Origin of the sequence: Bartonella sp. DGB1, from assembly GCF_041345015.1 — a bacterium.
Lineage (GTDB): Bacteria > Pseudomonadota > Alphaproteobacteria > Rhizobiales > Rhizobiaceae > DGB1.
In genome coordinates, this window is record NZ_CP166769.1 from 251,960 (window position 1) to 266,618 (window position 14,659).

6 protein-coding genes, 3 tRNA genes, 3 rRNA genes and 1 pseudogene are annotated in these 14,659 nt (G+C 35.9%); 10 read left to right on the top strand and 3 right to left on the bottom strand.

The features are described from left to right. The first annotated feature begins 20 nt into the window (after positions 1–20). Positions 21–2,604 (top strand): annotated as a pseudogene (clpB, locus tag AB6T46_RS01205) (ATP-dependent chaperone ClpB). Positions 2,605–3,049: 445 nt separating this feature from the next. Here clpB and AB6T46_RS01210 read toward each other — a convergent pair. Genes AB6T46_RS01210 through AB6T46_RS01220 form a run of 3 tightly spaced genes read right to left on the bottom strand, consistent with a single transcriptional unit; the run spans position 3,050 to position 4,973 of the window. Next, positions 3,050–3,397: a M23 family metallopeptidase gene (locus AB6T46_RS01210; RefSeq protein ID WP_370931629.1), complete on the bottom strand. Its 348-nt coding sequence runs from the start codon at positions 3,395–3,397 to the stop codon at positions 3,050–3,052. Then, positions 3,364–4,872, bottom strand: a complete 1,509-nt coding sequence (locus tag AB6T46_RS01215; protein WP_370931630.1) for a M23 family metallopeptidase — start codon at positions 4,870–4,872, stop codon at positions 3,364–3,366. The genes AB6T46_RS01210 and AB6T46_RS01215 overlap by 34 nt, the downstream gene beginning before the upstream one ends. After that, positions 4,830–4,973, bottom strand: coding sequence for a hypothetical protein (locus tag AB6T46_RS01220; RefSeq protein ID WP_370931631.1), 144 nt, complete (start codon positions 4,971–4,973; stop codon positions 4,830–4,832). Before AB6T46_RS01220 ends, AB6T46_RS01215 begins: the two co-directional genes overlap by 43 nt. Before the next feature lie 571 nt (positions 4,974–5,544). Between AB6T46_RS01220 and AB6T46_RS01225 the strand changes: the two genes are divergently transcribed. From AB6T46_RS01225 to AB6T46_RS01265, 9 genes are all read left to right on the top strand, one after another. Beyond that, positions 5,545–7,029, top strand: a 16S ribosomal RNA gene (locus AB6T46_RS01225). Between the two features lie 156 nt (positions 7,030–7,185). Continuing rightward, a tRNA-Ile gene (locus AB6T46_RS01230) sits at positions 7,186–7,262 on the top strand. 208 nt (positions 7,263–7,470) lie between these two features. Beyond that, positions 7,471–7,546: transfer RNA gene (locus AB6T46_RS01235), tRNA-Ala, on the top strand. Positions 7,547–7,871: 325 nt separating this feature from the next. Then, positions 7,872–10,673 (top strand): 23S ribosomal RNA (locus AB6T46_RS01240). Between the two features lie 52 nt (positions 10,674–10,725). Then, a 5S ribosomal RNA gene (gene rrf, locus AB6T46_RS01245) occupies positions 10,726–10,840 on the top strand. Together the 16S, 23S and 5S rRNA genes with 2 tRNA genes alongside form the textbook arrangement of a ribosomal RNA operon. 1,088 nt (positions 10,841–11,928) lie before the next feature. Then, positions 11,929–12,723 carry an outer membrane protein gene (locus AB6T46_RS01250; RefSeq protein WP_370931632.1) on the top strand — a complete coding sequence of 265 codons (795 nt, stop codon included), beginning with the start codon at positions 11,929–11,931 and terminating at the stop codon, positions 12,721–12,723. Between the two features lie 184 nt (positions 12,724–12,907). After that, positions 12,908–12,984, top strand: a tRNA-Met gene (locus tag AB6T46_RS01255). A 507-nt stretch (positions 12,985–13,491) separates the two neighbouring features. Beyond that, positions 13,492–14,067 (top strand): hypothetical protein, encoded by a 576-nt coding sequence (locus AB6T46_RS01260; protein ID WP_370931633.1) that lies wholly within the window; start codon positions 13,492–13,494, stop codon positions 14,065–14,067. Between the two features lie 70 nt (positions 14,068–14,137). Further along, positions 14,138–14,536 (top strand): hypothetical protein, encoded by a 399-nt coding sequence (locus AB6T46_RS01265; RefSeq protein ID WP_370931634.1) that lies wholly within the window; start codon positions 14,138–14,140, stop codon positions 14,534–14,536. Positions 14,537–14,659 lie beyond the last annotated feature (123 nt).

Consider the following 14,659-nt stretch of genomic DNA (forward strand, 5'->3'; position numbering starts at 1 on the left):
TAGGAGGATAAGAGAAGAATATGAATTTACAAAAATACACAGAACGTTGCCAAGGGTTTATACAAGCTGCACAAAATTACGCTTTGTCTCATAATCATCAACAAATTTTACCAATCCATTTGTTAAAAGTTTTATTAGATGATAACGAAGGATTTTCAGCGAACCTGCTTACGGAGGCAAATATTAATGTTAATATCCTTAAAAAAAAAATATTCAACAGCAGTTAGATAAAGTACCTCAGGTAACAGGCGGTCAATTATATATTTCATCTGCATTACAGCAAGCATTTTTAAAGGCAGAAGAAATAGCCAATAAACACGGAGATCAATTCGTTACCGTAGAAAGGTTATTACAGGCTTTATTAATTAATTTAAATAAGGATAGCGATAAAAAAATATTAGAGAGCAAATAAATTATAATGATAAAGCTTTAAGTGATTCGATTAACAATTTACGTAATGGAAGAACAGCGGATAGTCCCACCATGGAAAATTCTTATGATGCATTAAAAAAATATACACAAGATGTAACTCAAGCCGCAAAAGATGGTAAGCTAGATCCAGTTATTGGCAGAGAAGAGGAAATACGTAGAACAATACAAGTGTTATCTAGACGTACAAAAAATAACCCGGTTTTAATTGGCGAGCCCGGGGTTGGTAAAACGGCTATAGTAGAAGGACTAGCTTTAAGGATAATTAATAAAGATGTTCCAGAAAGTTTAAAAGATAAAAGATTATTATCTTTTGATTTAGGAGCATTAATAGCTGGAGCTAAATATAGAGGTGAATTTGAGGAACGTCTTAAATCTATATTGTCAGAAGTTGAAAATGCAAACGGCGAAATTATTCTATTTATAGATGAATTACATACTCTTGTGGGGGCTGGTAAAACCGATGGAGCAATGGATGCATCGAATTTATTAAAACCGGCGTTAGCTAGAGGCGAATTGCGTTGTGTGGGGGCGACAACATTAGATGAATATCGTAAATATATAGAAAAAGATGCCGCATTAGCTAGAAGGTTTCAACCCGTTTATGTTGTAGAGCCCTCCGTTGAAGATACTATATCCATATTAAGAGGTATCAAAGAAAAATATGAACAACATCATAAAATTAAAATTTCTGATTCTGCCTTAGTATCAGCAGCCGTATTATCTAATCGTTATATAAGTGATAGATATTTACCAGATAAGGCTATAGACTTAATAGATGAAGCTGCTTCAAGAGTTCGCATGCAGATTGATTCTAAACCAGAGGCATTAGATGAACTAGATAGAAAAATAATGCAGTTAAAAATAGAACGTGAGGCATTAAAGATAGAGAAGGATGAGTCATCTAAGCAAAGATTGGAAAAGTTACAGTTGGAGCTTGTTAACTTAGAAGAAAAAGCTAATCATTTAACCTCTAAGTGGCAGGCAGAAAAAAATCGTTTAGGCAAGGTTGCTGAAATTCAAAAAAAGTTAGATGACGCTAAGAATCAACTGGCATCAGCTCAGAGAGAGGGTAATTTTCAAAAAGCAGGAGAGCTAGCCTACGGAGAAATACCTAAGTTGGAAAAAGAATTATTAGATGAAGAAAATAACAATAATGATATAGCAATGGTACAAGAGCAAGTAAAGTCAGAAAATATTGCTCAGGTTGTATCTCGTTGGACTGGAATACCAATTGATAGTATGTTAACAGGTGAAAAAGAACGTTTGTTGCAAATGGAAAAAATAATTGAAGCAAAAGTTGTAGGACAAAATGAAGCGGTTGAAGCCGTGTCTAAGGCGATTAGACGTTCTAGAGCTGGATTGCAAGATGTTAATAGACCTTTAGGATCGTTCATGTTTTTAGGGCCAACAGGAGTGGGAAAAACTGAATTAACAAAGGTATTAGCTCAATTTTTATTTCAAGATGAGTCTGCAATGCTACGTTTGGATATGTCAGAATATATGGAAAAACATTCTGTATCTAGATTAATTGGATCGCCTCCAGGATATGTTGGTTATGAAGAGGGTGGTGTTTTAACGGAATCAGTTAGACGAAGACCCTACCAAATTATTTTATTTGATGAAATAGAAAAGGCTCACCCGGATTTATTTAATATTTTATTGCAGATATTAGATGATGGTAGATTAACAGATAGTCATGGTAGAATAGTAGATTTTAAAAATACTATTATAATAATGACTTCTAACATAGGTGCTCATTATTTAACAAATTTAGAAGACACTCAGAGTGCTAATGAAGTTAAAGAAGAGGTAATGCAAGAGGTAAGGGCACTATTCAGACCTGAGTTATTAAATAGAATTGATGAAGTAATTTTATTTCATCGGCTTAGAAAAAGTGATATGGGTGCAATTGTCAAGATTCAGTTTGATAAATTACAGAATTTATTAAATGATCGACATATAAAAGTTACCTTACTTCCTGAGGCTTATGATATGTTAGCTATAAAAGGATATGATCCCGCATATGGGGCAAGACCACTAAAAAGAACTATTCAAAGGTTGGTGCAAGATCCATTGAGTGAAAAGTTATTAAGGGGTGAGTTAAAAGAGAATCAAGATGTGGTGATTGGTGTCAAAGATGGTGATCTGACCTTTACCATTAATAATAACTAATCATTATTAAGATAATAGAATATTGTAGAAGTTGATTAATTCTTGAAATTTAGATCTATGATTTATTTTTCATTGATGAGTTTATATTATCTTAATAATTTAAATTATTATCAGCTGTGACGCGCTCAGTGATTATTAAGATGTGTTTTCTATCTACTAAGCTACATTTACCATATAAAAGCTTAAGTAGATAGATAGGTGGTTTTATATAATTGATAGTCTGTTTTATGTAAAAGTTACCTTATTTCATGTGGTATATGATATGTTAGTTACAAAAGGATGTGATTTTATATTGCTTAAGAGCATGAAAAGAATCATCAAACTTCTGCATAATAATTAATTAAGTAAGAGATCATTAAATGGTGAATCCAAATTAGCCAAATAGGCTTATTGACGTGAAAGATGTCGATTCGCTATTAAGTTAATATAATATTCTATAATTTGTTTAAATATTTAAAATTTGGTCTATGATTTCTTTTTCTTGGATGAATTTGTTTTTGTCTTCATCGCTTAATGGATTATCATCTGGCAGTTTTACTCGCATTGGGTCAGTGCGACGGCCTTCTACTAAGATTTCATAGTGTAAATGAGGGCCGGTAGAAAGTCCGGTAGTTCCTACATAACCAATAACTTGCCTTTGTTTAACTCTCATACCAACTTTTAAATCTTTAGCAAATTTAGATAAATGAGAGTAAGAAGTGATGTAGCCATTGTCATGACGAATAACAATGTGGTTACCATAACCATTAAGAAGCGGCGCTATTCTAGTAATAACTCCATCACCAGCGGCCATATAGGTGTGCCGCGGGGCGCGGCCCAGTCTACTCCTGTGTGTAGTCGTACATATCCTAATACAGGATGGCGTCGCATACCAAACGGCGAACTAAAACGGGCATTTTCAACCGGTTTGCGTAAAATGGATAAACCAATAGCTTTGCTATATTGATCATAATAATCAACTTTTCCATCAGGTAATCGATAACGATAATAAGATAAATTTTCTGAACCGAACTTAGCAGAAAAATACAAAATGTTGGTATCTAATAAAGATATATTAGTTTTTTTTTGTTTCTGAGTCTCTTGCCATGATTTAGGTATTTGGTAAAATAATTTTAATTGTTCGTTAGGTTGTACTGTTCTTTTTAAGTCAATTCTTTTAGCTAGTGCTTCAATTATTGGAGTAATAGCAGTAACGGAAAGACCGCTTGCTAAGGCATGTTGGTAGATCGAATCATAGAGATTAATTTTTTCAGTTTTCTGATTATGTTTACTAGATAATAGATGTGCTTTATTTAATTCATGTTTTAATAAAGGTGTAATAGTGTGAGGTTTAGCTAGAATGAAATTACCATCTTTATTTAAAGCAATGTTGATTTGATTTACTTTATTTTTATACAAACTAATTTTTGCTAGAGTCTTTGTTTTCTCATTAAATGATTCGACAATGATTTGTACGATTGTATCAGATTGGATTAGCTTGCTTTTTGTTGTTTTTAGTAATAAAGCTTCAATTTGCGTGATTTGTGCTGCAGATAAAGCTATTTTTTGTTGTTGTAAAATATTGGTTATAGATTGTGGTCTTAAGATAGATTGAAATATATTATAGCTTTTATAACTATTTCTAGTAGCTGTTAGTTGTGAAGCCGCAAGGCTAACATTTTCGGGTACGATTCGAACATTTAATAGATTGTCTACTAAAGGCGTTTTATTCTCGTTAGAGAAGACAGTTTCAGTTATTTCGTTAATTATAGATTCGTTGGTATAGCTATAGGAATTAGCTATACTTAAGAGACTTTTGTCAATAGAATGTAAATTTAAAGTAATATTTTGATCGATATTTTCATATTCTTTAGTGGAATTCTCACTTTCAATTGTTAGCGAGTTTCTTCGAAATATTTTATTTGCATCATATTTAGGATAATCATACTGTGTTTGTACGGGTGTACTTAAATTAAGAGTTAATAGTTGAAATGGTTGTGGTAATAACTGACTATTAATTGTTTTAGAAGGCGATAGAGGAGCAAAATCACGTTTTGTAAATATACCGCTATTTATTGCAGAAGGTTGTAAAATTCTATTTTCTTTTACTGCTTGCGCGTTTTTTTTAGTATTAGCGGTGCTTATATTTTTAGAGATAGAATAATAAATATTATTTACAGGATTAGAATTAAATATAGTATAAAAGCCTAAAAAAGTTAGGATTAAAGCTATTCCGCCAGCAACAACTATACCTCCTGCCCATCGGGATAGGGATGTTGTTTGCTCCATCTGAAATCTGGAGTTTGAGATAAAATATTTTTTTGTTGATTAATTCTTATTTGATTAGGATTTTGATCCCAAAGATTAATATCTTTTTGATATTTTTTCATTAAAGAACTATCCTCAAACTTATATTATGTCTCAAAGTTTTGTTATTATAGCGGAATATATTATAAAAAGGAAGTTTTTCAATTAAAACCCCCAATATTAATTATATTCGTCTTTATTGTTTGGTTTAAGTGGTTCTTTGTTGGAGTGTTTAAATATTAATTAAACATCTTGTGTGGAAAACTTATAAAAAAGTTATATAATTTTATTGACAAATTGTTATTGAATTAGCTATAAGTGTGTATGTCGTTGATTGATTAATTTATAATTTGTTTAATGACTGATTGGAATTACCGAGCTTTATTGCTCGGCTTTTTTTTTCCACCGAATGTTATTTAGGTGGATTGCTCTATGAAAAGTGAATATGGAAAGAGAAACGTAGGCGGCATAAGCAGCTGCTCTATTTTTAGAGCAAAGACATTATGTCTGCCACGTTTAAGAGAGTATTGACGTATATTTGTTGATATTTGATCATTGATTTATCATTGATTAAGTTATTTATATATATATGGTGTAAATAATGTTCTCGTCAATTTAATAAGCGTGACCAGATTATAGCCAAATTAAACTTTTAAACATGAGAGTTTGATCCTGGCTCAGAACGAACGCTGGCGGCAGGCTTAACACATGCAAGTCGAGCGCACAGTTTACTGTGAGCGGCAGACGGGTGAGTAACGCGTGGGAATCTACCCAAATCTACGGAATAACATAGAGAAATTTATGCTAATACCGTATGTGCCCTTCGGGGGAAAGATTTATCGGATTTGGATGAGCCCGCGTTGGATTAGCTAGTTGGTAGGGTAAAGGCCTACCAAGGCGACGATCCATAGCTGGTCTGAGAGGATGATCAGCCACACTGGGACTGAGACACGGCCCAGACTCCTACGGGAGGCAGCAGTGGGGAATATTGGACAATGGGCGCAAGCCTGATCCAGCCATGCCGCGTGAGTGAAGAAGGCCTTAGGGTTGTAAAGCTCTTTCACCGGTGAAGATAATGACGGTAACCGGAGAAGAAGCCCCGGCTAACTTCGTGCCAGCAGCCGCGGTAATACGAAGGGGGCTAGCGTTGTTCGGATTTACTGGGCGTAAAGGGCGCGTAGGCGGACACTTAAGTCAGGGGTGAAATCCCGAGGCTCAACCTCGGAACTGCCTTTGATACTGGGTGTCTAGAGTACAGAAGAGGTGAGTGGAATTCCGAGTGTAGAGGTGGAATTCGTAGATATTCGGAGGAACACCAGTGGCGAAGGCGGCTCACTGGTCTGTCACTGACGCTGAGGCGCGAAAGCGTGGGGAGCAAACAGGATTAGATACCCTGGTAGTCCACGCCGTAAACGATGGAAGCTAGCCGTTGGAAGTTTAACTTTCGGTGGTGCAGCTAACGCATTAAGCTTCCCGCCTGGGGAGTACGGTCGCAAGATTAAAACTTAAAGGAATTGACGGGGGCCCGCACAAGCGGTGGAGCATGTGGTTTAATTCGAAGCAACGCGCAGAACCTTACCAGCCCTTGACATCCCGACTATGATTTTCAGAGATGAATTTCTTCAGCTAGGCTGGGTCGGAGACAGGTGCTGCATGGCTGTCGTCAGCTCGTGTCGTGAGATGTTGGGTTAAGTCCCGCAACGAGCGCAACCCTCGCCCTTAGTTGCCATCATTAAGTTGGGCACTCTAAGGGGACTGTCGGTGATAAGCCGGAGGAAGGTGGGGATGACGTCAAGTCCTCATGGCCCTTACGGGCTGGGCTACACACGTGCTACAATGGTGGTGACAATGGGCAGCGAAGTCGCGAGGCTAAGCTAATCTCCAAAAACCATCTCAGTTCGGATTGCACTCTGCAACTCGAGTGCATGAAGTTGGAATCGCTAGTAATCGTGGATCAGCATGCCACGGTGAATACGTTCCCGGGCCTTGTACACACCGCCCGTCAAACCATGGGAGTTGGTTTTACCTGAAGGTGCTGAGCTAACCGCAAGGAGGCAGGCAACCACGGTAGGGTCAGCGACTGGGGTTAAGTCGTAACAAGGTAGCCGTAGGAGAACCTGCGGCTGGATCACCTCCTTTCTAAGGAAGAAAATAATTTTCATTAGATATTATTTTCTTAATTTAGACAAAGATCGTAAGATCTGACAAATAAAGCTGTTATGCCGTCTTCGTTTCTCTTTCCGATGAAGTATCCTGTAATCAAAAGAATGTTATGCCTTGTATTTTATTGCTTTTGGGCTTGTAGCTCAGTTGGTTAGAGCGCGCGCTTGATAAGCGTGAGGTCGAAGGTTCAAGTCCTTCCAGGCCCACCATAAGTGTAGTTCTAACAATAGTGCTCACTAATTTAAAATATTCTTGTATTTAGTAAGCTAGCTTTATGCTTTATATAATTATTATCTTTCCTGATTATTTTATATTAGTTGCATTTTAGCTAGCTTTATCTATTTATTAGATATTGTTACTTATTCTAAAGCTATTTAGTTTATTAATTTTATAATGAAAATTATAAAATAAAGATTAGGGGCCGTAGCTCAGCTGGGAGAGCACCTGCTTTGCAAGCAGGGGGTCGTCGGTTCGATCCCGTCCGGCTCCACCATAATTATAAATTATTATCTAGGTATAACTATTGTAGTTTTTCTTTGAATATGTTATTTATGTTATATACCGATTCTTTAAGTTTTGTTATATTATTAAATAATAATTAGATTACTATAGTTATTATTTGATTATTGGCTACTTCATATCTATGAGTAGAAGCTCTATGAAAATTGAATAGAAGATATATTTGGATTACTTAATAATTAAGTAATGTCGCATTCCGAGCTCAAGGAATGCACCATGATTTCTGTATAACTGTCAGAACCGAATATATCTCAAGAAGCTGGTCTTTTTGTTAATATTAAGATATTAGAAATGAGAATGATCAAGTGTCAAAAGGGCATTTGGTGGATGCCTAGACATGCACAGGCGAAGAAGGACGTGATACGCTGCGATAAGCTACGGGTAGGTGCGAATAACCTTTGATCCGTAGATTTCCGAATGGGGCAACCCACCTTTAATTGCTAAAAGATCTAAGTAGGGGATTTCTCCTATTTAGATTTTTAGCAGTTAGTATAAGGTATCTACACCTGAATATATAGGGTGTAAGAAGCGAACGCAGGGAACTGAAACATCTAAGTACCTGTAGGAAAGGACATCAATAGAGACTCCGTTAGTAGTGGCGAGCGAACGCGGATCAGGCCAGTGGATATATAAATTAAAGTGGAATAATCTGGAAAGTTTAACCAAAGAGAGTGATAGTCTCGTACGCGTAATAATTTATATGTTCCTAGAGTAGGGCGGGACACGTGAAATCCTGTCTGAACATGGGTCGACCACGATCCAAGCCTAAGTACTCGTGCATGATCGATAGCGCATAGTACCGTGAGGGAAAGGTGAAAAGTACCCCGACAAGGGGAGTGAAATAGTACCTGAAACCGGATGCCTACAAACAGTCGGAGCCCAAGATTCGTTCTGGGTGACGGCGTACCTTTTGTATAATGGGTCAGCGACTTAGTCTAGCGAGCAAGCTTAAGCCGATAGGTGTAGGCGTAGCGAAAGCGAGTCTGAATAGGGCGTTCAGTTCGTTAGATTAGACCCGAAACCGAGTGATCTAGCCATGAGCAGGCTGAAGGTAAGGTAACACTTACTGGAGGGCCGAACCCGTATCTGTTGCAATAGATTGGGATGACTTGTGGCTAGGGGTGAAAGGCCAATCAAACTCGGAAATAGCTGGTTCTCCGCGAAATCTATTTAGGTAGAGCGTTAATTGAATACTCCAGGGGGTAGAGCACTGGATGGGCTAGGGGTCCTCACCGGATTACCAAACCTAACCAAACTCCGAATACCTGGAAGTACTGATTAGCAGACACACGGTGGGTGCTAACGTCCATCGTGGAGGGGAAACAACCCTGACCACCATCTAAGGTCCCCAAGTTATGGCTAAGTGGGAAAGGATGTGAAGATCCCAAAACAACCAGGATGTTGGCTTAGAAGCAGCCATCATTTAAAGAAAGCGTAACAGCTCACTGGTCTAAATAAGGGTCTTTGCGCCGAAAATGTAACGGGGCTAAAGCCATACACCGAAGATGTGGATATGCATAGCATATGGTAGCGGAGCGTTCTGTAAGCCTGCGAAGGAATAGTCGTGAGACGTTCTGGAGGTATCAGAAGTGAGAATGCTGACATGAGTAACGATAAAGGGAGTGAGAGACTCCCTCGCCGAAAGTCCAAGGGTTCCTGCTTAAAGTTAATCTGAGCAGGGTTAGCCGGTCCCTAAGGCAAGGCCGAAAGGCGTAGTCGATGGGAACCACGTTAATATTCGTGGGCCAGTGGGTAGTGACGGATATCGTAAATTGTAAAATCTTATTGGATTGATTTTGCAGTGAAGATGTCCCAGGAAATAGCTCCCACATTATTGACCGTACCCTAAACCGCCACAGGTGGACAAGTAGAGTATACTAAGGCGCTTGAGAGAACTACGTTGAAGGAACTCGGCAAATTGCACGCGTAACTTCGGAAGAAGCGTGACCTTTTTATGGGCAACCATAAGGAGGTGGCACAGACCAGGGGGTAGCGACTGTTTACCAAAAACACAGGGCTCTGCGAAGTCGCAAGACGACGTATAGGGTCTGACGCCTGCCCGGTGCTGGAAGGTTAAAAGGAGAGGTGCAAGCCTTGAATTGAAGCCCCAGTAAACGGCGGCCGTAACTATAACGGTCCTAAGGTAGCGAAATTCCTTGTCGGGTAAGTTCCGACCTGCACGAATGGCGTAACGACTTCCCCGCTGTCTCCAACGTAGACTCAGTGAAATTGAATTCCCCGTGAAGATGCGGGGTTCCTGCGGTTAGACGGAAAGACCCCGTGCACCTTTACTATAGCTTTACACTGGTATACGTGTTGGCATGTGTAGGATAGGTGGTAGGCTTTGAAACCTAAGCGCCAGCTTAGGTGGAGCCATCCTTGAAATACCACCCTTGTTAACATGTGTATCTAACTGCGTTCCGTTATCCGGAACCAGGACAGTGTATGGTGGGTAGTTTGACTGGGGCGGTCGCCTCCTAAAGAGTAACGGAGGCGTGCGATGGTGGGCTCAGAACGGTCGGAAATCGTTCGTCGAGTGCAATGGCATAAGCCTGCCTGACTGTGAGACATACAAGTCGAACAGAGACGAAAGTCGGTCATAGTGATCCGGTGGTCCCGAGTGGAAGGGCCATCGCTCAACGGATAAAAGGTACGCCGGGGATAACAGGCTGATGACCCCCAAGAGTCCATATCGACGGGGTTGTTTGGCACCTCGATGTCGACTCATCGCATCCTGGGGCTGGAGCAGGTCCCAAGGGTATGGCTGTTCGCCATTTAAAGCGGTACGTGAGTTGGGTTCAGAACGTCGTGAGACAGTTCGGTCCCTATCTGCCGTGGGTGTAGGAATATTGATAGGATCTGTCCCTAGTACGAGAGGACCGGGATGGACGTATCTCTGGTGGACCTGTTGTGGCGCCAGCCGCATAGCAGGGTAGCTATATACGGAAGGGATAACCGCTGAAGGCATCTAAGCGGGAAACCCACCTAAAAACTAGTATTCCCTTGAGAACCGTGGAAGACTACCACGTTGATAGGCTAGGTGTGGAAGTGTGGTAACACATGAAGCTTACTAGTACTAATTGTTCGATAGGCTTGATCATCTCATTTCTTATATCTTTTTATTAAGATCAGCTTCTATATGATATTTTTAGACTTGGTGGTTATTGCGAAGTGACTGCACCCGATCCCTTTCCGAACTCGGTCGTGAAACGCTTCAGCGCCAATGGTACTTTGTCTTAAGGCACGGGAGAGTAGGTCGCTGCCAGGTCTAATAATATCATATCAATTTTTATAGATATTTAGATAATTAGTTACAGATTAAGCTATTAAAGTTAACTTTAATAGCTTTTTTGTTATCTAAAATATTTGCTTTAGACGGTTTAAAATTTATTTAGCTTGGAGATAAGCAACTTAATATTAAATTTTAAGTTAGCTTATTAAGCTGTTTTAAGATTAAATTTTTTAACAAAAACTACCTAAAATTAATATTATTTTGATATCATTATCACTTAATAATTAAATATATTCTGCATCGAGATAGTAATAAAAACTGATGAATGATTATTATTTTATCTGCAATAAGCTAATGTTGTTACGATAACTACCGCGGATATATAAGTTATAGATGGTTATTTATGACAACCTCTAAGAGATAATCCTTTCTAGGAGGTTGTTGCTACAGCATTATTATATTAACTGTTAGCTATTATTGGTAATATATAAAATTGATTTTAATTAGATAAAAGTTAGTTAATAAGTTAAGTAAAGTTATTTGCTTTATTAATTATACCTATACTTTTTATAAGTATTTATTCTGTAACTTAAGATGGCGTGCTAGCAGAGAATATTTAATAACATACAATTAGCTGTGTTCTGGTAGGGGTAAAGTTGTTGAAAAAAATAGCAAAGTTGAGGCTATATCTGTAGCAGTAGAAATAGCTAAAGATATTTATGAATTGACTAAACAAAAACCTTAGTATTATAGATTTATAAAAAGATTAACATTCTAAGTTAGAATCTTAATAGTGAACTTCAACTTATAAGAATAACAATGAGAGTTTTAAAATATTAATTGCCGTATTTTATGATATTCGTGCTGAGTTTTTTCATCGCAATTATTATTTAAATTTGTTACGTTGGGTTAATAGCATATTGAATATAATTATACCAACGGGTTGTATCTCCTTGTTGTTCTTCTATTATCTGTTAATTTTATGGTAAATACTAACCTTACGGTTTGCTAATATATATTGATATAGTTATGCTTAATATAGATTAATAGATCCTGATATTTATATATTTCTTTATTTAGCTAATATAGCATATATAGCTTATAGATTTAATAAAGGTAGTTTTTTGATAAAATTATTATCAGTTAATATTAAATTTTCCTTTATTGTTTTAATTATAATTAATCTTTTTTTGTTCAGTGCTAATTTTGTTGTAGCAGTTAATAAAAAGCCTAATTTTGACTGGAGTGGCAAATATATAGCGGTTGGGTTTAATTTTTCTAATATATCATTTAAAGGTTTGCATATATTGCAATCTGCTCGTACAGATAATTATAGTTCTTATGAAAGTAGTTACTTTTTTCCACGAGCATCACAAAATAATTTCAATATAAATTTTTTATATGGCCGTAATTTATCGTTAAAGGAAAATATTTTATTTAAAAAAGAAGTTTCATTAAATTATATGCTTGTCCCTAATATTTATAACATAGATTATAAGGTAATTTTTACAGAAAAATCTGCTGATAAAGCTGAGGAACAATCTAATCTTGCTTGTTTAGGATATTTTAATCAAATTATATCAGGTAATTTATTAGGTGGGTTAAGTTATCATTATAAAAAATTTAATAATTTTATTATGATAGGAGGTAATTTTTCGATGTTATCTTATAATAAAGATGGCAGTAAAATTGATAATTTTACTATTTCAGGTTTAGTAAGTTTAGGTGTTGAATATGGTTTTTCTGAACATATCTTTTTAAGATTAGAATATTTATTTAATTTTCCGCTATATATTAAAAATTATTCTTTTTCGCCATTTGTGAATTTTAGGAAAGATAATATGGTCACAACAGATAATATTATCTTTGATAGCATATCTTCTAATAATATTAAATTATCTTTAATTTATAAATTTTAGCAGGTATTTTTGAGCATTTGATTGAAAAATATATTTAACTAATCAATAAATCTTCTTAACCACATTAACCACAAAAGTTATCAGATAACTTTTTAGGAGACTTAAAGTTGGGGATATAGTCAGATAAGTAAGTAATTATTTGACATGATATTAAAATTACTCTATAATTCGCATAGTAAATTGTCGCGGGGTGGAGCAGCCCGGTAGCTCGTCAGGCTCATAACCTGAAGGCCGCAGGTTCAAATCCTGCCCCCGCAACCAATCTTCCATCTTCCATCTTCCATCTTCCATCTTCCATCTTCCATCTTCCATCTTCCATCTTCCATCTTCCATCTTCCATCTTATATATTTTGTTATATTCCGTAGCTAGGTTTAATATAAAAGTATCCTGACCAAAGCAAATAGGCGAATCTAGCCAGACGTAGTTTTTTATAACTCAGTATTAAAAGATCAAGTAAAATTAATCAATAATACCAATTGTTAAACAAAGTAAAATTAATTGCTCGTCGGAAAATAATTTTTTCAACAATACATTTTTGACTAGTGTAAAAGATAAAGTTAATATTGTAATTAATAATATTAAACTATCTTTAAGTTATTAATTCTAGAATGTTATTATGGATAATAATCTTTTGAAAAAAAAAATATATTTTAACGAATGAATATATCTTCTTTAATAATAGTAAAATTTATCGAATAAAAGCGGTACGAGATTTTGCTAATATTAAAACTGGTGATATCGGAGGTTATGTAACTGGTGAATTTAATTTGAGCCATAAGGGTAATTGTTGGGTCAGCGGTAATGCTATAATTAGCGATAATGCCTTGGTTAGTGATAATGCTTATATCAGTGATAATGCTAAAATTTCAGGTCATGCAAAAATTTCTGGTAATACATTAATTAAAGATAATGTTACAGTGTGTGATCATGCTGTTATATCAGGTAATATTATTTTATCTCATAATGTATCTATTTTTGATTATGTTGAAATCTTGGGTAATTGTAGATTAATGCATAATGTTTTAGTATTTGGTTATACTAAACTTTCAGGTAACGTTTGGCTTATGCATAATGCTCAAGTTGGTGGTCTAGCTAATTTAACTGACCATGTGCGTGTTTGTCATAATGTTATTATTGATGGTGAAGTAACTTTAGATGGTAACATTATTTTAATGGCTAATGCTATTATTAACCATACTGAAGATGTACCAAATTCTTTCTTTTGTAGCGAAGATTTTACTTATAAAAAATATTGTTTAACCGATGATATTTTATTTATCGGTGACCAGAAATTACATCGTATTAAAGCTTTACGTGATTTTGGAGAGGTAAAAAAAACATAGTCTTGGAGGTTATCTCGCAAGTGAGAAAAACTTAAGTCATCAAGGTTATTGTTGGATTGCAGATAATGCTATGGTTTATGATAGTGCACGTATTTATGATCATGCAATAATTAGAAATGAAGCTAAAGTTAATGAAAGTGCAACAGTTAGTGGTAATGCAGAAGTAAAAGATAATAGTTTAGTAACTGATCATAGTTGGATATATAATAATGCTATAATAAGAGATAAAGCTGTTATTGGAGAACAGGCTGAAATCTATGAAAATGCAGTTATTAGTGGTAAAAGTAAAATTCACGGCAGAGCAAAAATTTATGGCAATGCACAAGTAACGGATATGGCTATAGTAAAGGATAATGCTATAGTTTGTGGAAAGGCTATTATCAACGGATATCAAAAATTAAAAAAATATAATTACAAAGATAATAATAAAAGTCATAAACGAAAATGGTATAATTTTTGGAGAAACTAATAAATATTGCTAACTTATTAACAATATGCTGGTTTTATAAATTTTAATATAGGAAACTATTATAGAAAAAATTATTAGTAACTTTCTAATCATTTTTAAAGAATAAATAACAGTTGTTAATTT

What these genes read in the sequence shown, in the direction of transcription:
- AB6T46_RS01210 (WP_370931629.1), bottom strand. Translation starts at nt 3,397, where the DNA reads ATGGCCGCTGGTGATGGAGTTATTACTAGAATAGCGCCGCTTCTTAAT.
- AB6T46_RS01215 (WP_370931630.1), bottom strand. Translation starts at nt 4,872, where the DNA reads ATGGAGCAAACAACATCCCTATCCCGATGGGCAGGAGGTATAGTTGTT.
- AB6T46_RS01220 (WP_370931631.1), bottom strand. Translation starts at nt 4,973, where the DNA reads ATGAAAAAATATCAAAAAGATATTAATCTTTGGGATCAAAATCCTAAT.
- AB6T46_RS01265 (WP_370931634.1), top strand. Translation starts at nt 14,138, where the DNA reads ATGGTTTATGATAGTGCACGTATTTATGATCATGCAATAATTAGAAAT.